Source organism: Phenylobacterium sp. (assembly GCF_035569475.1).
Classification (GTDB): domain Bacteria; phylum Pseudomonadota; class Alphaproteobacteria; order Caulobacterales; family Caulobacteraceae; genus Phenylobacterium.
Window position 1 is genome coordinate 21,849 of record NZ_DATMNA010000066.1, and the last position, 18,606, is coordinate 40,454.

At 68.2% G+C, this 18,606-nt stretch carries 14 protein-coding genes and 1 pseudogene; 5 read left to right on the forward strand and 10 right to left on the reverse strand.

What is annotated here, in order from left to right; genetic code table 11:
- Positions 1 to 118 precede the first annotated feature (118 nt).
- From VNW53_RS10185 to VNW53_RS10195, 3 genes are read left to right on the forward strand one after another with little or no spacing between them, the layout of a single operon-like run.
- Positions 119 to 1,402, forward strand: a complete 1,284-nt coding sequence (locus VNW53_RS10185; RefSeq protein ID WP_325555482.1) for an efflux RND transporter periplasmic adaptor subunit — start codon at positions 119 to 121, stop codon at positions 1,400 to 1,402.
- Positions 1,399 to 4,569 carry an efflux RND transporter permease subunit gene (locus VNW53_RS10190; protein ID WP_325555483.1) on the forward strand — a complete coding sequence of 1,057 codons (3,171 nt, stop codon included), beginning with the start codon at positions 1,399 to 1,401 and terminating at the stop codon, positions 4,567 to 4,569. Before VNW53_RS10185 ends, VNW53_RS10190 begins: the two co-directional genes overlap by 4 nt.
- Complete coding sequence (locus VNW53_RS10195; RefSeq protein ID WP_325555484.1) at positions 4,566 to 6,011, forward strand: efflux transporter outer membrane subunit; 1,446 nt, start codon at positions 4,566 to 4,568, stop codon at positions 6,009 to 6,011. The genes VNW53_RS10190 and VNW53_RS10195 overlap by 4 nt, the downstream gene beginning before the upstream one ends.
- Before the next feature lie 82 nt (positions 6,012 to 6,093).
- On the opposite strand, the gene VNW53_RS10200 is transcribed toward VNW53_RS10195, so the two are convergent.
- From VNW53_RS10200 to VNW53_RS10215, 4 genes are all read right to left on the reverse strand, one after another.
- Positions 6,094 to 6,753 carry a L,D-transpeptidase gene (locus VNW53_RS10200; protein ID WP_325555486.1) on the reverse strand — a complete coding sequence of 220 codons (660 nt, stop codon included), beginning with the start codon at positions 6,751 to 6,753 and terminating at the stop codon, positions 6,094 to 6,096.
- Positions 6,754 to 6,776: 23 nt separating this feature from the next.
- Positions 6,777 to 9,170, reverse strand: a complete 2,394-nt coding sequence (locus VNW53_RS10205) for a filamentous hemagglutinin N-terminal domain-containing protein (protein WP_325555487.1) — start codon at positions 9,168 to 9,170, stop codon at positions 6,777 to 6,779.
- A 149-nt stretch (positions 9,171 to 9,319) separates the two neighbouring features.
- The gene (locus VNW53_RS10210; protein ID WP_325555488.1) at positions 9,320 to 10,981 is read right to left on the reverse strand and encodes a ShlB/FhaC/HecB family hemolysin secretion/activation protein; all 1,662 of its coding nucleotides are present in this window, start codon (positions 10,979 to 10,981) and stop codon (positions 9,320 to 9,322) included.
- 296 nt (positions 10,982 to 11,277) lie between these two features.
- Positions 11,278 to 12,096: a response regulator transcription factor gene (locus VNW53_RS10215; protein ID WP_325555489.1), complete on the reverse strand. Its 819-nt coding sequence runs from the start codon at positions 12,094 to 12,096 to the stop codon at positions 11,278 to 11,280.
- A gap of 189 nt (positions 12,097 to 12,285) precedes the next feature.
- On the opposite strand from VNW53_RS10215, the gene VNW53_RS10220 reads away from it, so the two are divergent.
- Positions 12,286 to 12,690 carry a MerR family transcriptional regulator gene (locus tag VNW53_RS10220; protein WP_325555490.1) on the forward strand — a complete coding sequence of 135 codons (405 nt, stop codon included), beginning with the start codon at positions 12,286 to 12,288 and terminating at the stop codon, positions 12,688 to 12,690.
- Between the two features lie 53 nt (positions 12,691 to 12,743).
- Here VNW53_RS10220 and VNW53_RS10225 read toward each other — a convergent pair whose 3' ends face one another.
- From VNW53_RS10225 to VNW53_RS10245, 5 genes are all read right to left on the reverse strand, one after another.
- The gene (locus VNW53_RS10225) at positions 12,744 to 14,000 is read right to left on the reverse strand and encodes an NADH:flavin oxidoreductase/NADH oxidase family protein (protein ID WP_325555491.1); all 1,257 of its coding nucleotides are present in this window, start codon (positions 13,998 to 14,000) and stop codon (positions 12,744 to 12,746) included.
- 169 nt (positions 14,001 to 14,169) lie between these two features.
- On the reverse strand, positions 14,170 to 14,391 hold the full coding sequence (locus VNW53_RS10230; protein WP_325555493.1) for a hypothetical protein: 222 nt from the start codon (positions 14,389 to 14,391) through the stop codon (positions 14,170 to 14,172).
- 79 nt (positions 14,392 to 14,470) lie between these two features.
- Positions 14,471 to 14,941 carry a hypothetical protein gene (locus VNW53_RS10235; RefSeq protein ID WP_325555494.1) on the reverse strand — a complete coding sequence of 157 codons (471 nt, stop codon included), beginning with the start codon at positions 14,939 to 14,941 and terminating at the stop codon, positions 14,471 to 14,473.
- Between the two features lie 156 nt (positions 14,942 to 15,097).
- A complete protein-coding gene (locus VNW53_RS10240; RefSeq protein WP_325555496.1) occupies positions 15,098 to 15,751 on the reverse strand; it encodes a TetR-like C-terminal domain-containing protein in 654 nt (217 codons plus the stop codon).
- A 139-nt stretch (positions 15,752 to 15,890) separates the two neighbouring features.
- Positions 15,891 to 17,633, reverse strand: coding sequence for an outer membrane beta-barrel protein (locus tag VNW53_RS10245; RefSeq protein WP_325555497.1), 1,743 nt, complete (start codon positions 17,631 to 17,633; stop codon positions 15,891 to 15,893).
- 436 nt (positions 17,634 to 18,069) lie between these two features.
- Between VNW53_RS10245 and VNW53_RS10250 the strand changes: the two genes are divergently transcribed.
- Entirely contained in the window at positions 18,070 to 18,471 is a 402-nt protein-coding gene (locus tag VNW53_RS10250; protein WP_325555499.1) for a heavy metal-binding domain-containing protein, read from the forward strand.
- Here VNW53_RS10250 and VNW53_RS10255 read toward each other — a convergent pair.
- Positions 18,468 to 18,606: pseudogene (locus tag VNW53_RS10255) on the reverse strand (IS5/IS1182 family transposase); the annotation flags it as partial. The gene VNW53_RS10250 and the pseudogene VNW53_RS10255 overlap by 4 nt on opposite strands.

Here is an 18,606-nt window from a genome sequence, read left to right on the forward strand (position 1 = left end):
CGCGTGCGCGAGCTCCTGTCCGCTGTCGTGTCCGTCGGAAATTCGCCCTGCGCGCCGCCGCCAAGGCCGCCAGCGCTCCGAGGACGCCTCGCGGCCGGGACGGCCGGGCGCGCCTAGGATGACCCGCACCGAGCCTGCCCACCGTCGGCGACGCAACTTCGTGCTGGCGGGCCTCGGCGCCCTGGCGATCGCCCTCGCCGCCTGGGCGATCCTGCGCAAGCCGCCGCAGAAGCCGCCGCCGCCGCATCCGATCCCGGTGAGCGCCGTCAGGGCGCAGGCTCAGGATTTCCAGCTCGCCGTCACCGCCCTGGGCGCCGCCCAGGCCTGGACCAGCGACATGATCTTCGCCCAGGTCAGCGGCAAGCTGATCCGCGTCAACTTCAAGGAGGGCAGCGAGGTCAAGGCCGGACAGGTTCTGGCCGAGGTCGACCCGCGCCCCTACCAGGCCGTGCTGGCGCAGGCCGAGGGTACGCTCAAGCGCGACGAAGCCGCCCTGGCCGGCGCGCGCCGGGACCTGGTCCGCTACCAGAATCTGCAGGCCGAAGGCGGCGCCTCGCGCCAGCAGCTCGAAGACGAGGAGGCGATCGTCGGCCAGGACGAGGGCGCCGTGGAATTCGACCGCGGCGCCGTTGCGGCGGCCAAGCTCAACCTCGAGTTCTGCCGCATCCTGTCGCCGATCAACGGGCGGGCCGGCGTGCGCCTCGTCGACCCCGGCAACCTCGTCAGCGCAAACGGGTCCGTCAGCAGCGTCGCCAACACCTCCTCGGCCGCCAGCTCCGCCGCGCCGACGGGATCCTCGGCCGGATCGAGCTCCTCGGCGTCCACAGGCCCGTCCTCGAACACCGGTTCCAGCGGCGGCGCGGGCATCGTCGTCGTCAACCAGGTGCAGCCTATCGCCGTCACCTTCTCCGTGCCCGAGGGCGAATTCCGGCGGCTGATTGACGCCTCGGGCGGGTTCAGCCGGCCGCTCCCCGTGCGGGCGTCAAGCCAGGAGACGGGCGAGGTCCTGGACACCGGCGTGCTCAGCGCCGCCGACAACCGCGTCGACCAGGGCACCGGCACGGTGGAGCTGAAGGCCCGCTTCGCGAATCCCGGCAAGCGGCTTTGGCCGGGCCAGTTCGTCAATGTGAGCCTGGGCGTTCAGGACCTGCCCAGCGCCATCGTCATCCCGCTCTCGGCGGTCAACCGCGGGCCGAACGGCCAGTTCGTCTTCCTGGTCGGCGCTGACAACAAGGCGACCATGCGCCCGATCGCCCTCGTCGCCGTCCAGGGCGCGGTGGCGGTGGTCAAGTCCGGCGTCAAGGCCGGAGACGTCATCGTCACCGACGGGCAGATGGTGCTGAGCAACGGCTCCCTGGTGCGCGTGGCGCACCTTGCCCCGGCCGGGAGTCCTGGCCCTTGAACCTCTCCGCGCCCTTTATCAGACGGCCCGTGGCCACCACCCTGATGGCCGCGGCGGTGCTGCTGGTGGGCATCGTGGCCTTCTTCATCCTGCCGGTGTCCGCCCTGCCGAACGTGGACTTCCCGACGCTGCAGGTCAGCGCCAGCCTGCCCGGCGCCAGCCCCGAGACGATGGCGTCCAACGTCGCCACGCCGCTCGAGCGCCAGTTCTCGCTGATCCCCGGGATCAGCCAGATGACCTCGGCCAGCTCGCTCGGGTCAACCAACGTCACCATCCAGTTCCAGCTCGGCCAGAGCCTCACGTCCGAGTTCCAGCAGGTCCAGGCGGCGATCAACGCGGCCAGCGCCCAGCTCCCGACCAACCTGCCGGCGCAGCCCACCATCCGTCAGGTCAACCCGGCCGACGCGCCGATCATGATCCTGGCGCTGACCTCCGACACCCTGCCGCTCGATCAGGTCGACAACTACGCCGACGTGATCTTTTCCCAGCAGATTTCCTCGATCAACGGCGTCGGCCTCGTCAACATCGGCGGGCAGCAGAAGCCGGCGGTGCGCATCCAGCTCGATCCGCGCAAGGTCGCCGCACGCGGCCTGCAGATGGACGCGGTCCGGGCCAAGATCACCTCGGCCACCACCAATGCGCCCAAGGGCGCGATCACCGGCGCCAATCAGAACCTCACGGTCTACGCCAACGACCAGATCCTGGACGCCACGCCGTGGAACGACATCGTCGTCGGCTACAGCAACGGCGCGCCCGTCCAGCTCAGGGACGTCGGTACGATCTCGCAGAGCGTGGAGAACAACCAGGTCGGCGCCTTCGTCTTCCCCGGCAAGGCGAACACCGATCGGTCCCTCCCCGCCGGCCAGGCGATCATGCTGGTGATCTTCAAGGCGCCCGGCGCGAACGTGATCACCACGGTCGACGACATCCGCAAACAGCTCCCCAAGCTGGAGGCCAACATTCCGCCGGGGATCAAGGTGCATGTCCTCATGGACCGCACCCAGACCATCCGCGCCGCGGTCAAGGACGTCGAGACCACCCTGGTGATCACCGTCGCGCTGGTGGTGATCGTCATCTACCTGTTCCTGCTGAACGTCCGCGCCACCCTGATCCCAAGCGCGATCATCCCCCTGGCCCTGCTGGGCGCCGCGGCCTTCATGCTGCCGGCCAAGTACAGCCTCGACAACCTGTCGCTGATGGCCCTGAGCATCGCCGTCGGCTTCGTCGTCGACGACGCCATCGTCATGGTGGAGGTGATCTGGCAGCACCTGGAAAAGGGCGAAGGGCCGCTAGAGGCGGCCATGAAGGGCTCCGCCGAAGTCAGCTTCACCATCCTGTCGATCTCCATTTCGCTGGTCGCGGTCTTCACGCCCCTGATGTTCATGGGCGGCGTGGTGGGCCTCCTGATGCGCGAGTTCGCCGTCACACTCAGCGCCGCCGTGGTGATCTCGATGGTGCTGACGCTGACCGTGACGCCGATGTTTTGCAGCCAGTTCCTCAAGCGGCCGAAGGAGTCGGAGAACCCCGTCATCCGCGGCCTTGAGCACGGGTTCAGATGGCTGGAGGCGCGCTACAGCCGGGCGCTCGACGGGGTTCTCGAGCACAAGCTCCTCACCCTGCTGGTCTTCGCCGGCACGATGGCCCTCGCCGGCTATTTCTACGCCACCGCCAAGACCGGCTTCTTCCCGCAGCAGGACACCGGCTTCCTGACCGGCGTCATGCTGACGTCGCAGGATTCCTCCTTCACCAAGGCCAAGGACAAGATCCAGGCGGTGGGCAGCACGGTGGCGGCGGATCCCGCGGTGACCGGCGTGGGCATGTTCGTCGGCAACGGCGGGGTGAACCAGGCGAACCTGTTCATCGCGCTCCAGCCCAAGACCAGCGGGCGCACGGTCAATGCGGACCAGATCATCGCCCGCCTGCGCCCCAAGCTCGCCGACCTGATCGGCGTCCAGGCCTTCCTGCAGGCGGCGCAGGACATCAACATCGGAGGCCGCGCCGGCCAGGCGCAGTACCAGTACACCCTTTCGGATTCCAACCTCGCCGAACTCAACGCCTGGGCGCCCAGGATGCTGGCCCAGTTGAAGACCCTGCCGGTGCTGAAGGACGTGAGTTCCGACCAGCAATCCAACGGCCGGGCCGTCAACCTCACCATCGACCGGCAGGCCGCCGCCCGCTTCGGACTGGCGCCCACCGATGTGGACACGGCCATCTACGAACTGATCGGCCAGGCCGAGGTCACGCAGTATTTCACCCAGCAGAACAGCTACCACGTCGTCGTCGAAGGGCCGCCCGACCTGCAGGCGACGCCGGACCTGTTCAACACCGTCTATGTGCTCTCGCCGACCACCGGAAAGACGGTGCCGCTGTCGCAGTTCGTGAAGGTCGATCCGCTCGGAACCAACAGCCTCACCGTCAACCACCAGAGCGAGTTCCCTTCGGCCACACTGAGTTTCAACCTGTCGCCCGGCGCCTCGCTCAGCCAGGCGACCCAGGCGATCGCGGCCGCCCGTGACAAGCTTGGCGCGCCGGCGACCCTGAACGGGGCGTTCCAGGGCACCGCCCAGGCCTTCCAGCAATCCCTCTCCAGCGAGCCGATCCTGATCCTCGCGGCGCTGATCGCCGTCTATGTGATCCTGGGGGTGCTCTACGAGAGCTTTGTCCACCCCCTGACCATTCTCTCCACCCTGCCCTCCGCGGGGCTCGGCGCGTTGCTGGCGCTCAAGCTGGCCGGCCAGGACCTCAATGTGATCGGCATCATCGCCATCATCCTGCTGATCGGCATCGTGAAGAAGAACGGCATCATGATCGTCGACGTCGCCCTGCGGCTCGAGCGCGACAGGGACCTCACCGCCGAGGAGGCCGCGCGCGAGGCGTCCCGCCAACGCTTCCGGCCGATCCTGATGACCACCGCCTGCGCCGCCCTCAGCGGCGTCCCGATGATCCTGATGAAGGGGACGGGGTCGGAGTTCCGCCAGCCGCTCGGCTACGCCATCGTCGGCGGCCTCCTGGTCTCCCAGGTGCTCACCCTGTTCACGACCCCGGTGATCTACATCTACCTCGACAAGCTCCGGAACTGGCGGCGGACCCCGGATCGGAAGACCACGGAGCCGGAAGCCCAATCCGGCTCGCCCGGCGGTCCGGAGCCGGAGGCCGGCCGGCCATGACCCGCGGCGTCACCAGCCCCTGGAGGGCCGCCGTCCTGGCGGTGGCGCTCGGCGGTTGCGCGGTCGGGCCGAACTACCACCGGCCGTCCGCCCCCGTCTCGGCCGCCTTCAAGGAGGCCGAGGGCTGGACCCCCAGCCATCCGGTCGACGCGCTCGACAAGGGCGCGTGGTGGTCGATGTTCAACGACCCGGAGCTGGACGCGCTGGAGCGGCGGGTCGCGGTCTCCAACCAGACCGTCAAGCAGTTCGAGGCCGCCTACCGCCAGGCCCACGAAATCGTCGCCGAGGCGCGGGCGTCCTACTTCCCGACCATCGGCGCCGTCGCCCAGGCGGGCCAGTCCAAGGGCGCGGCCGCGACCACCGCGACCACGGCCGGCGGCGTCGCCAGCGGCGGAACACGCGCCACGAGGAGCTACGAGGCGGCGCTGGACGCCACCTGGGTCCCCGATCTGTGGGGCCGCATCCGGCGGACGGTGGAGAGCAACAAGGCCCTCGCCCAGGCCAGCGCCGCCGATCTGGCCAACGCCAGGCTTTCCGCCCAGGCCGCCCTCGCCCAGGACTACTTCCTGCTCCGCGTGCTGGACGAGGAGACGCGGCTCTATGGCGACACCGTCGCCGGCTATCAGCGGCTCCTGAAGCTCACCCAGGACCAGGTGCGCGAGGGCACCCAGCCGCAATCGGCGGTGCTGACGGCGGAGGCCCAGCTCTATGGCGCCCAGGCCGCGCAGACCGCGGTCGGCGTGACGCGCGCCCAGATGGAGCACGCCATCGCGATCCTGGTCGGCGTCGCGCCCGCGGACCTGACGATCGCGCCGACCCCCTTCCGCCGCGAGGTGCCGACGCCGCCGCTCGCGGTCCCTTCGACCCTGCTCGAACGGCGCCCCGATATCGCCGCGGCGGAACGCCGGATGGCGTCGGGCAACGCGCTGATCGGCGTGGCGGTGGCGTCCTACTTCCCGAACGTGACGCTGTCGGGCGACTACGGGTCGGCGGCCAGCAGCCTTGGCCAACTGTTCAAGGCGTCCAGCACCCTGTGGTCCTTCGGCGCCGACGGGGCCGAGACCCTCCTGGACTTCGGGCTTCGCCGGGCCCAGGTCCGCGCGGCCAGGGCCGCCTACGACCAGAACGTCGCCGCCTACAGGCAGACGGTGCTTACGGCCTTCCAGGGCGTCGAGGACGAACTGGCGGCCCTGCGCATCTACCAGCAGGAGCAGGCGACGCTGCTGCTCACCGAGCAGGCGGCCCAGCAGACGGTCAAGCTTGACCTCGATGAATACCGCGAAGGGACCGTCGACTACACCACCGTGATCGCCGCCCAGGCCAGCCTGCTGGCCACTTCCCTCAATGTTCTGATCGTGATCGAGAACCGCCTGAACGCCAGCGTGCTGCTGGTCGAGAACCTGGGCGGCGGATGGACGACGGCGGACCTGCCGCGCAGTTGAGCGCCGCCAAGCGGTCCTTCACCGAGAGCCTCCGGGCTCGCCCCAGCCGCCCCATCGCGGAGCGAACGCGAGGGTCGCCGCCTCACATGTCGGCGTCATAGGTCGGGAACACCGCGCGGAGCGAACGGACCTCCGGCAGGATGTAGACGATCCCGTTGGCGCCGGTGAAACTCGGCTCGACCACGGTGTCATAGAAGGCCGTCGGGACATTGATGCAGCCATAGGAAATGCGGTTGTCTCGCGTAGAGGCCGTCGCCAGACGCTGCAGGCGCCGCTCCTTGGGCTTGCTGGTCACCACCCGATGCAGGGAAATGGCGGCGTCATAGTCCACCCACAGGACGTTCTTCTGGCCGAGGTCGTTGCCCAGCGAGGCGACAAAGCGGCCCGCCGGGGTGGTGCGCTCCTCGGGGCGTATGCTCGCAAGTTTGCGTTGGCCGATGCCGGGCACGGACTCGTCGCCTCGGGCCAGCCCCAGGAGCGCCGGCGTCACGCCTCGAAGCCGCCCATCCGGGTAGAAGACCGAGACCTCGGCGTTCCGCTTGTCGATGACGACAAAGGGCAAACCACCGCTGTCGCCCGACGCGATCACCCAGGCCGCGAATTGCCGGGTGTCCGTCGAAGGCGTCCTCGCGTGGACCGCCGCGCGGTGGCCTGGCGACGGCGTGGCGTCCGCCCGGCCCGCGCCCATCACCGCGAGGCAAAGCGCCACGGCCTTCAGCCTCGCTATCGCGGAACGACGCATTTCGAACTCCGAACTTCGCCGGCCTAGTTCCGGTCCTGTTTGCGGGGGTGGACGGGGGCCACGTAGGCAACTGGCGCGGGCGCTCGGACCTCGGCCACCGGCGCGGGCGCCGCCGGCGTCACGACCATCGGCGCGGGCTGCGTCTCGGCCACGCGGATGAGCGGCATCCGCACACCGCCGCCCAGCACCGCCAGGGTGAAGACCGCCGGCGTCCCGGCGACCACGACCGGCAAGGACGAGACCTGCGGCGGCGCGATCGGCGCGACGCTGGGGGTCGGAGCTGGCGCCGGAACCGGAACGGGAACGGGTGTCGGAACGGGAACGGGTGTCGGAACCGGAATGGGTGTCGGAACCGGAGTCGGGGTGGGAACCGGAGTCGGGACGGGAACGGGAACGGGAACGGGAACGGGAGTCGGGGTGGGAATGGGAGTGGGCGTCGGCACCGGCGTGGGGGTCGGCGTGGGTGTCGGCGCTGGCGTGGGCGTGGGCGTCGGCGGGGGCGTCGGCGGGGTCGGAAGCGCCGAAATCGTGCCTGTGGTCCTGAGCACCGGAGTGCAGCACGCGACCGCCAGGGCGTATTGCGCCGCATTGGGTCCGCCCAGGCTGTAGCCGCTGTAGGTGACGCCAATGTTCGATCCGGGGCCGGCCGTATCGAAGACCGCGGTGGCGCCCGGTCCGGAAATCAGGGTTACGCCGACTGGCAGGCCGCTGCCCGCCGTCGTGTTGAAGCCCGCGAGCGTGGCCGTGTCGCCGCCGTCGAAGCTCTTGTTGGCTGCGGGGAACAGCAGCATGTGCTGGGTAAGCGCGGCGCCGAGGGTCAAGGTGAACTTGGGCAGATAGTCCGCCGGGGCGGAATAGGACGGCGGATTGTAGTTGATGGTGACCGGCGCGTTCGGTCCGGTGACGGTGACCGGCGGGGCCCCTGCCCCGAAGACCAGCGTGCCGCCGCCAACCCCCGGACCGGTTCCGTCATAGCCGGCGACGAGCAACATGCCGAGCGTCAGCCCGAGGCTCTGGGCAGGAATGCTGCTGCCGCGGGTCAGGGTCACGGCGCCGAGGATGCCGATGTCGTGGCCGGCGCAGATGGTGACGTTGCCGTCGGTCACCGTGATCGCCGCGACGGCCGCCAGGGTGACGTTGTGTCCGGCGCTCACCAGGAAGCTGCCGTTGGTCGTGGTGACGGCCGCATTGAGGTTGGCATCGCGTCCGCAACAGATCACGAAATTGCCGTTGGTGGCCGTGACCGCCTTGTTCACGTTCACGTCCCGGTTCGCGATCAGCCTCAGGGTGGTGGTGCTGGGCGTGGCCGTCCAACTGACGGCCTCGTTCACGTTGATGTCGCCGTTACCGGGACTTGCGGTGTGCAGGGTGGTCACCGGCGGCGTCCCCGCCACGGTGGCGTCCGGGCCGGTCGAGGTGCTGATGGTGACGCTGTTGGTCACAAGCTGGGCCGAGAGGGTCGCGCCGGAGATGTTGCCGCCCGCGCCGATGGTGAAGTCCTGGGGATCGATCAGCCATGTGCCCGTGACCCCGGCGGAGGCCGCGGTGGTGATGTTCGCCCCATCGGCGATGTTCACGCTGGCGGCGGAGGTTTCGATGAAGCCCCCATTGCCTCCCTGCGGCGCGCTGGCGTCGAGGGTCCCGCTGACGTTCACCGCGCCGCTTTGCGGGTCGCCCAGAAGGCTGATCACGCCATTGCGGCTCTCCAGCGTGCGGGCCTCGATCACGCCGGTGTTGTTGACCGCCGTCCGCAGAAGCGCGCCGGCCGAGCGCGCGGTCAGCATGACCCTGCCCCCGTCCGCGCGGATCAGTCCGCCGTTCTCGGCCAGGGCGCCTACCGCGCCTGTATCGACGGTCACGTTCAGCAGGCCGTCGCCCGCCACGTCCAGCGTCATGGCGGCGCCGGCGGCCAGTGACACCGCGCCCAGCCGGGCCGAAATGACGCCCTGGTTGCTGACTTTGCCGCCCAGAAGGACCACCGAGCCGCCGTCGGCGGTGATCGCGCCCTGGTTGACCACGGAGCCCGGACCCGCGTCGGAAAACCGGTACCGACCGGACATGAAGTCCGCGTCCTGGATCTGCAGCGTCGAGGCGACAAGGCCGCCGACGTTCACCTGGGCGCCCGTTCCAAACAGCACGCCGTTGGGATTGACGAGGAATACCTGTCCGTTGGCCGACAGCTTGCCGAGGATGGCGGAGGGATCGGAGCCCAGCACCCGATTGAGCGCCACCGAACTGGCGTCGGGTTGCACGAAGCGAACCGTCTCGCCCTGTCCGATACTGAAGCTCTGCCAGTTGAGCACCGCGTTCTGGCTCGACTGGTTGATCGTCAAGGCGCCGGGGCCCGCGGTGATGGTCGCCTGCCCGGCGGCCACCACGCCCGCTGACGGCAGGGCGTGGGCGCTGGAAACCAGCATGAGGGCCAGCGAGCCGGCTAGGGCAGACGACGCGGCAAGCCGCGAGCGGGCCGCTCCGCGGGGGCGAGAGCCGCAGGCGCGGATGGAGATGTCCATGGGACGGATCCTTGTAACTGAAGGCGAGACTGCGGTGCGTGCTGACGCCGCCATCAGAAGAATTTCGAGATCTGGACCCAGACGCGCCCGGAGCGATCGGGGGCCGAAGTGGCCCGTTCATTGCCGAGCTTCGTGGCGTAGGAGGCTTTCACGACCAGGTTGTGGGCGTCCGACCAGGTGAGGCCCACGCCCACCGCGCTCAAGGTGCGGTCATTGGGACCGGCCACCCAAGCGGACTTGTTCAGCGTGACCGAGCCGGTGTCCACGAAGACCGCCGCCTGCATCTGCCCGCCGGTCCACTCCGAGGGCTTGGCGAGCCGCATGCGGGCCTCCGCCGTGAGGATGTAGCCCTGGTCGCCGTAAGCCTCGCCTTCCGGATAGGCCCGGACGCCATAGGCGCCTCCGAGTTCCATCTTCTCCGAGGAGTCGAGGTTCTTGGACGCCAGTTGCCCGCGAACCTCGCCATACAGCGAGAACGGCCCGCTGAGCTCCTGCAGGCGCGCGCCTTCGAAAGAGAGTTTCTGATAGGAGCCGTTGGCGCGAGCCGTGGCCGCGTCGATGGCCCGCACCGCCGGCGTCCTGATGTCCAGGTCGCCGAACGACGCGTTGACCAGGTAGGAATTCCATCCGCCGCCCCAGAGGCGGTCGTGATGGTCCCCCGACAGGCCGACGCTCATCACCTTTGCCGACCTGTCGCTCACGGCGGAGGTGGCGCCCACCCGGTCCTTCAGGGTCCGGACGTCGAAGTCCGCCAGGGCGTAGAGGTTGGTGTCGTACGACCGTATCAGCGGATAGCTGCCGTAGACGCTGGCGATGTCCACCGTGCCGCGCGCATGGAGCGGCGCGAATTCCCGCCCGAGCCGGTAGTCCAGATGGGCGTAGGCCACGCCCACGGTGGCGTCCTGGATCTGGGCTTGGTAGGCGCCGCGCACGTAGTTGAGGCCCGAGCCCGCGGTGAGGAGACGCAGGCTGGCCACATCCCCGTGACCGGTGACCTCGTTGAAATTCACCGTGCCGCCGCCCCGGTACTCGCCGGTGTACCGGTTGCCGGCGTTGTCGGCTTCCAGACTGCCGGTGATCCGCCGGCCCGGCGTCAGATCGACGAGCAGGTCGGAAGTCCCTTCCGTCTCGCCTGGTCTGAGCGTGGATTTCACCGTCACGCCAGGCAGATCGGAGAGCAACAGCAACCGGCGCTCCAGCGGGGCGGTCGTGACGATGTCGCCGGTGTCGAGGCCGGCCAGGATGCTTCGCGCCAGGCCACTCGAAACCCGGGCCTGATTGGCGAGCGCCACCTTGCCGTAGTGGCCCTCGACCACCGCGATGGTGACCGCCCCGTCGTGGATGTCCTGCGCCGGCAGGTAAGCCTGGGCCACGAAATATCCGCGCCGGTTGTAGAAGTCCGAAATCCTCGCCGCCATCGCCCGCAGGCCGGCGAGATCCAACTCGGTCCCTGGCCGGAAATTCGCGGCGGCGATCAACTCGGCCTCCGTGAACCGGGTCTGGCCGGTCACATGCAGGGTTTGCACCAGGATCTTGGGCCCCACGGGGGGCGATCGCTTGGGCGGCGAGCCTCGCTCGATGCGGATGTCCGGGATAGACTTCGGCTGCGCCGGGGCCGGCGGAATCTGCTGAAGCTGGCTCCCGCCACCGACAGGCTGGGCGAGCGCGCCCTGGCCGACCGCCAGCAAGGCGATCGTGAGGAGGGGCAGTTTCATCATGAAGTTTTACCGGTGGTCGCCTTCAGAGATCGAAAGATTTCCTAGCGGCTGACCTAAACCACAATGCAACCATCGGCTTTATGTTCCATGAATTATAGTAATATCTGTATCAATTTCAAATATATTTGCGAACGTTCAGATTGTTCACATTGCGTTAATTAGAAACTCGGCGTCAGGACGCGACCTGAATACGTGCCTTCCGATCCTTCCTCAGAGTATTACGGCCGTCGAATTGGCCCCGACCTCGGCAAAGGAGGCGCAGGCGCGCAGCCTCACCCGCCGTCCGGCGCGCTCTACGCTTTTGAAGGCTTCTCCTGCAGCCGCACCGACATGAGCACGAGGCCGGCCAGCGTCCGGACCTGCATCTTGCGCATGATCTTGCCTCTATGCACCTTCACCATGACCTCGCTGACGCCGAGCTGACCGGCCACCTGCTTGTTCATGAGGCCCTTGACCACGAGCCCCATGACCTCGCGTTCGCGCGGGGTGAGCGAGGCGTAGCGCGCCTGCAGGGCCCGCATCTCCGCCGTCTCGGCCAGGACCTCGCGGCTGGTCTCGAGGCCGCGCCGCACCGCCGCCAGCAGGGCGTCGCCGTCCACCGGCTTGGACAGCAGCTCGATGGCGCCGCGCTTCATGGCCTCGACGGCGTCACGCAGGTCCAGGCCGTCGCTGATGAAGATCACGGGCATGTCGGGCCGCTCGCGGGCGATCCGCCGCTGGACATCCAGTCCGCCGAGGTCTGGCGGCGTCAGTTCGAGAACCAGGCAACAGGGGCCCGCTTCGGCCGACGCGCCGACAAGGGCTTCGGCCGAAGCATAGCCGACCGCGCGCGCGCCGGCCGCGCGGACCAGCGCCTCGACGGCCTCCCGGGCCGAAGCGTCGGCGTCGACGACGAAAACCTTTCCCTCGACGGCGGAGCCCGGATCCGCGAGCCTCAGAGGCGGCGGCGCGCCTTCCGGGGCGCGGGGCTGGAGCAGCGGCGGCCCCGCGGCCGGCCTGCGCTCCTGGCGCGGCCCGGCGGACGGCGGGCCCGCGGGTCGCCAGCCGGCGCCTGCGAACCAGATCGGCCCGAATTCGAGCCGCGCCGCTTTACCGAAACGCGTGTCCGTCATAGATATTCCCGATCTTGCTCAGCGGCCTCGCCTGCCGGCGGCGCGATCCTGCCAGCGACGCCATGGGCGAGCCGGGACCTGGAGGTCCACGATGGCGACATCGGTGCAGAAGGGCGTCCCTGCGAGGGGCAGGCCCCGTCATAACCTTAAAGTAAACTTGAAGGTCAATGGGCGGAAAGGAGCCGAGTTTTGAAGATCGGTGAATTGTCGCAACACAGCGGTCTGGCCCCGTCAAAGATCCGGTTCTACGAAGCGCAAGGGCTGATCTCCAAGGTCGAGCGACGGACCAACGGCTATCGCGAATACCGGCCCGAAACCTTGCAGATTCTGGAAATCATCACGATCGCGCAAAAGGGCGGATTCTCGCTGGGCGAGATCCGCCACCTCTTGCCGCAGGACGGCCTCGGGGTCTGGGACACCCCGGCGTTTCTCGCGACGCTCCGGCAGAAGGTCGTGGAGATCGACCAGCTTCAGAGGCGGTTGCGGGAGAACAAGGCCAAGCTCCTGTGCATCATCAGGCGGACCGAAGAGGTTCCGCCCGAACTCTCTTGCGCGGACAACGCCGAGCAGGTGCTGGAGGCCTTGCGCCAGTGATGACCCCGGCGCGGAATAGGATGGCAGCCTCCCAAGCCCCGCGAGCGGCCTGATCAAGCCAGCGACCCGACATCCGCCGCCTGTTCGCGCGCATCGATCCATTTGCGGTATTCGCCGGCGCGGCGGCCCGCCTCGATCTGCTCGATGACGAAGGCCAGGAGGGGCGAAACGTCCGGCCTCGTGGGCCGTCCGCGGCTTATCGCGCCCATCTGATACTTGATGCTGGCCATATAGGCCCTCGCCGCCAGGAGCTTGTGGCCCCAGGCGATCGGCCGGAGCTTCGCCTCCACATCCCTGCCCCGCCGCCACAGCGCCGGCAGCGCGGGCTCCAGGGCCAGGGCGGACGCCATCCCGGCGACCGAGACGCCGCTCGCGACGACCCGCTCGGCGACCGCTCGCCTGCGGATGCCTCCGGTCACCATCAGCGGCATGCGGGCGCCGGCGAGCATCTCCTCGGCGAACTCGAGAAAATAGGCCTCTCGCGCGAGCGTGCGGCCATCGCGCGCGTCCCCCTGCATCGCCGGCGCTTCGTAGCTGCCGCCGGAGATTTCCACGAGGTCCACCGGCAGATCGTTGAGCATCTCAAGGACGCCGAACGCATCCGCCGTGTCGAACCCTCCGCGCTGGAAATCGGCGGAGTTGAGCTTGACCGACACGCAGAACTGCGGACGCACCTCGGCGCGCACGGCCTCGATGATGCTCGTCAACAGCCGTGCGCGATTCTCCAGAGGGCCGCCCCATCGGTCGGTCCGGCGATTGGTCAGCGGCGACAGGAACTGGCTCAGCAGGTAGCCGTGAGCCGCGTGCACCTGCACGCCGGTGAAGCCGGCCCGCTCCGCCAGGGCCGCAGCCGTCGCGAACCGGCGCACCACGTCGGCGATCTCCACCTCGGTCATTTCCCAGGGAATCGGAAACATCCGCGACAGGACGCCCATCTTCAGCGGCACCGCCGACGGGGCGACCGTCTGCTGCCCGAGGCTCGCCGGCGCCTGACGGCCGGGATGATTGATCTGCAGCCAGAAATGCGCGCCGCCGCTGCGCCCGATCCGCGCCCATTCCCGGAATCTGTCGAGGCCGTGGTCGGATTCGAGGACGACGCCGCCGGGGCCGGTGAGGGCCCGCCGGTCGATCATCACGTTGCCGCTCAGCAGCAAGCCTGCGCCGCCTTCGGCCCACGCCCGGTACAGCCTGTGCAGCGCCGGGGACGGCAGGTGCTCGGAATCGCTCATGCTCTCTTCCATCGCCGCCTTGGCGAGGCGGTTGGGAAGGACGGCGCCATTCGGCAGCACCAGGGGATCGAAGAGGCTCATGGCGGCGGTTCCGGGAGGATGTCCAGCCGGGCCTAACGTTAAAGCTGAGTTTAAGGTCAAGCACCGGCCTCTGCCGGCCAAGGGCGGCTCGGCGCCAGGAGATCGCCATCGGGTCGACTGCGCTGGAGGCGCCGGCGGCGCGGCTTTCGCGACGGCCGCATCGCCGTCGTCAGGTCGACGCCCGACCCTTCCACCATCGCCGCAGGGCGATGGCCGACCAGATCCCTTCAACCAGGCCGAAGGGCCATGCGCCCTGCATGAAGCCGTAGGCTGAGCCCAGCAGGCACGCCCCCGCGAAACCCAGGCCCCACCAGTGGGAGCGCGCGTCCAGGGCGTAGCAGACCAGCATTGCGGTCACGGCGAAGAGGCCGAAGGCGGTCAGGGCGTCCAAAAGGAGCGGCCTCCGCGGTGACACCGGGGTGGCGGGAGCCTTCGCGCCCGCGCCGCAAGAGACATCCGCACGCCAGGCGTCACCGCGCGTCCTTGCCGTAGAACTGCAGGGTTCGAACGAACTGGTCGATGTCGGCGACGTAGAGCCGGAAGGCGTCGAAGATGTTCAGGTCGAAGAAGGCGGATATCGGAATGTAGATGTTCTTGCTCTTCTCGGAGACCGCCAGATAGCCGAGATCGGTCAAGGCCTTGACCTTGCGGCGCACGGTCTCGCGCGGAATGCCCGACGCATCTGCAATGCCGAAGACCGAGACGCCGATGGTGGCGGAATCGAGGTAGATTTGCTCGATCGCTTCCCGATCCGACGAGGCGCCTCCGAGATTCAGGATGGCCTGGAAACAGGCTTCCACCACGACGAAGAAGATCATCACCATCTCGTAGTCGTAGGAGAAGATCTCGGCGAACCGGCGGGTTGTCCGCGTGAACTGACGAATTGCAAAATACAGCTCAAGGCGCGCGAGCACCGCGATGTCTGCGTTGGGGTCGTCCATTCCACACCTAGCCGGGCAACCGTCGTCGAGTCGCACGGACATCTTGCAGACGACTGCCGACATGACTAGGGCGCACACCCCCGGCGCGCGCGCATCCTTGCGCGGGCGACCTTGCCCGGATTGGCCGGCGGATTTGGCGATCCGGGGCGGCCCGCCCTAGTTCCGGCCAGGCGCCCGCGCCTCGGAAACGACCCACGGCGGCGGGCCCGCGGCGCCTTGCGCCGTCGACCGCGCCGCCGCGTCCAGGATGCTCACCAGACGATCGAAATTCTCGTCGATCTGCTGCTGGCGGCTGCGTCGGTCGCTCGCCTCGAGGCTGATGGCGCCATGAACCGCGGCGCGGCAGCACCAGGCCAGCCCCTCCGCGTGGGCCTCGGACACGCCGCACGCGCGCAGGGCCGCGCACTCCGCCCGGGTCAGGGCGTCCTGCTCCGACACGCCGGCCCCTCTCGCGCCGGGCGGACGCAGCAGGGCGGCCTCGTACATGCCGGGCTGCGCCTGGGCGTAGAGCCGCTGGGATTCGAACAGGGCCTCGAGCGCCGGACGGCCGCGCCGGCCGCCGATGGCGCCGTCCACCAGTTCGGCCAGCTCGGCCTGGGCGCTGGCCGTGACCACGTCGCGGACCTCGTCGAGGTCGCGGACAAAGCGTTGGATCGTCTCCGGGCGCATGTGCAGGACGCGGCCGATCGCCGGCAGGGTGAGGGCGGAAAGGCCGTCCCGGCGCACGATCTCCGTCGCAACGCCAAGGATCCGCTCGCGGAGCAGATCGCCGCCGGGGCGGCTGTTCCGCCGCCGTCCATCCACGCGCATGGTTCCTCCGTTCGCCCGTCTTCGCCCTGGCCGCGACGTCCTTTCGGATCGCCCGGCGGCCTCGCGCTTGGCGGCGAAGCCCACCGGGCCGCAGGTCCGCCCGCGGCGAGGCCGTGGGCGGAGGAAGGCTGCGGCGGGACTAGAAGTGGAAAATGATGTCCCCGGAGAGCACGGCCTCGGTCTTCTTGTTCGCCGGGATGCCCGCGAACGCGTCGCCGTTGAACGCCGCCTTGCTCGCCCAGTAGTAGGTGACCTCGGGCCGCAGCTCGATCTGCGGGCTCAGCCAATGCTGCAGGCCGATCCCGAGATCTTCGTAGACGGCCGCCGTCCCGGTGCGCTGCCCGACCGTGTCGTCGAACCACTCCGTCCGCAGCGAGATGTTGTCGCGGGGGGTCGGCTGGTAGTTCCAATAGGCGAGCACCGCATAGGTGTTCGACCGGCAGGTCAGGGGTGTCGCGCTCTTGCAGAGCGCCCCGCCGGGGGCGTTGAACGGGACATATTGCGGCGAGAAGGGCGTGCCGCCGTTGGCGATGGCGGCAGCCGCCGTTGGATTGTTGAGGTTCGGCACTTTGTCTTCGAAGGTGTTGTAAGCCTCGAAGGACACGTGGAACTTGTCGTTGAATTTATGGTAGTAGGTGAACCCATACCATTGCAGATTATTGTATCCCCAGACGGCTTTGTTGATCGCGTCGGCGCAGAAATAGGCGGCGTCGTGTCCTGAGTCGCTCTGCAAGCGGGCGCAGGCGGTCACCGAAGGCGTCGCGCCCGGATCTTTCAGCATCGTGCTCTCGGGAAACAGCGGATTGGGATCCGGGTTCGGGATCTTCTTGCCGACGTGCCAGAGCGTCGACTCGGTGCCGACATTCACTCCGAGTTGCAGCATGACGTTCTTGTTGACCGCCAGCGTCCCCTGGATTCCTTCGTTGGTGTAGTTGTCGAAGGTGTAAGCCATGGAGTGCGAGTACATGTAGTTGTTCGGCGCGAGTTGCGCCTCGATGTCCGGCACGGAGATGAATCGCCCGACCCGAAGCATCAAGCCGTCGGCGACCTGGGGAAAGTAGAGCTCCCCATAGATCATCGGGAAGTCATAGCCCGCCGTGTTGTTTTTCTTGAGCAACTGGTAGCTCGCGAGACCATAGGACGTTGTGTAGCGATAGTCGGTCCCGTAGATGGCCGAGACCCTGAAGCCCCAATCGACGTGATCGGTTTGAACGGTGTCAGGCGTCCGCTCCACATAGATCACCGCTTGGTCCAGTTGGATTTTGTTCGGATTGAAGTCGTAGGCCGCGGGCGCGTTGCCGAACTTGCGGGTGCTGGTGCTGAGGTTGCCGCCGACGTCCACCCAGCCGTAGGCCTGGATGCCCGCGTTCGCCATGGCCTTGCCGAGGCCTGTAGGCGCGATGGCCACCATCAGCGGGCTGTCGACGGAGGCGGTGCGGTTGTTGCCGAGGAGGGTGGCGGCCCCGTAGGGCCAGTCGGTGAACGGCATGGGCGGGGCGCTTTGCGGCGGGGGCGTCCAACCCGGCCGCGTTGCGGACGGCGCGTTCGGATCCGCCGGGGGCGCGGCCTGACCCCATTCGGCGGCGTAGTATTTGATGAAGCGTTCCAGCGGATTGGAGCCGATCGCGATGTTCACCGCATCGACCGTGTAGGTCGACGGCATGGCGGCGTCGGAGTCGACGGCGTGCGATGTGGCCGCGGGGGCCGCCTCCGCGACGACGGCCGCGGAGCCGGCGCTGGTCGGCGTGGCCGGATCCGCCCAGGCGGCATGCGCAACGGCGCCCGCAGCAAGCCCCGTGGCCAAGGCGACCAGGCTGGTCGCGCCGCGATAGCCGCGGCCGATCTTCGCCCGCGACCTCGGCTCGTCCTTCAGTTTCAACATGGAGATTCACGCCTTTGCATTTGCGCCGCCGAAGACACCGGCGACGTTGGTTGAGCCGGGGGCGGGCATCCCCCAGCGCCTTCCTGATCCATCCGATCGGGACCCAATCCCTTGAACTTGGTCTCCTCAGCCCTGCGGCGATGAAGTCCGCGAGCGCTCAGGCGCCACCAAATTACTCAGCCCATTTTGGTGTTCGCTAGATAGGTTCACGCCCCATCAAGGAACAATGAGGGCTTTGGGGGTTCATCGTAAGGATGCCATAAATGTCGTACAATTTTTTCTGTTATTTCAATATGTTAATGAACCGCACCAAACACGTCGACGCGGCGGAAGCTCGGCTTCGAAATGTTGCAATATGGGTATCTGTTACCCATTATGGGGTTACAAGCGAACCCCGAAATTCGAGGGCGTTCCGCAAGCCAGAAGGAAATAGGTCGTGCGTTTCTATATGCGGCCGTGCGCCGCCATTGCTGCCCTGTTCAGCGTCACCGCACCGCTCGGAGCGAGCGCCGCGCAGGCCGGCAGCCTCCCCGTCTATGAGGTCGCCTCCGCCTCGCCGCCGGTGGATCGGGTCATCAGTCAGGTCCGGGTGCGGGAATGCCGGACGGACGCCACCGATGCGCGCTCGGCCGCGCTCGCCCGGCTGAGCCAGAAGGCGTCCTCCCTGGGCGCCAACGGACTGGTGCATGTCCGGGTGGAGGTGGCCGAGGCTTACCAGCGGACCATCAAGAACGGGATGCCCAACCCCTGCCTCTATCAGACGGTGGCCAGGGGCGATGCTGCGGTGCTGAGCGGCTCGGGGCCTGGCGCCCCTCAGGTCGCAGTCGCTCCGAACTAGGTCGTGGACTCATAAGCTCTGAGCCAGAGTCGAGTTGAGGCGAGGAGCACGGCGGCAAGGAAGTTCCTGGCGAGCTTGTCGAAGCGCGTGGCGACACGGCGGAAGTGCTTGAGTTTGCAGAAGTAGCGCTCGACG

Excerpts from the sequence above, each read along its gene's own strand:
- VNW53_RS10195 (WP_325555484.1), top strand. The coding sequence starts at position 4,566 with ATGACCCGCGGCGTCACCAGCCCCTGGAGGGCCGCCGTCCTGGCGGTG.
- VNW53_RS10205 (WP_325555487.1), bottom strand. The coding sequence starts at position 9,170 with ATGCTGGTTTCCAGCGCCCACGCCCTGCCGTCAGCGGGCGTGGTGGCC.
- VNW53_RS10235 (WP_325555494.1), bottom strand. The coding sequence starts at position 14,941 with ATGGACGACCCCAACGCAGACATCGCGGTGCTCGCGCGCCTTGAGCTG.
- VNW53_RS10215 (WP_325555489.1), bottom strand. The coding sequence starts at position 12,096 with ATGACGGACACGCGTTTCGGTAAAGCGGCGCGGCTCGAATTCGGGCCG.
- VNW53_RS10200 (WP_325555486.1), bottom strand. The coding sequence starts at position 6,753 with ATGCGTCGTTCCGCGATAGCGAGGCTGAAGGCCGTGGCGCTTTGCCTC.
- VNW53_RS10210 (WP_325555488.1), bottom strand. The coding sequence starts at position 10,981 with ATGAAACTGCCCCTCCTCACGATCGCCTTGCTGGCGGTCGGCCAGGGC.
- VNW53_RS10225 (WP_325555491.1), bottom strand. The coding sequence starts at position 14,000 with ATGAGCCTCTTCGATCCCCTGGTGCTGCCGAATGGCGCCGTCCTTCCC.
- VNW53_RS10240 (WP_325555496.1), bottom strand. The coding sequence starts at position 15,751 with ATGCGCGTGGATGGACGGCGGCGGAACAGCCGCCCCGGCGGCGATCTG.
- VNW53_RS10185 (WP_325555482.1), top strand. The coding sequence starts at position 119 with ATGACCCGCACCGAGCCTGCCCACCGTCGGCGACGCAACTTCGTGCTG.
- VNW53_RS10245 (WP_325555497.1), bottom strand. The coding sequence starts at position 17,633 with ATGTTGAAACTGAAGGACGAGCCGAGGTCGCGGGCGAAGATCGGCCGC.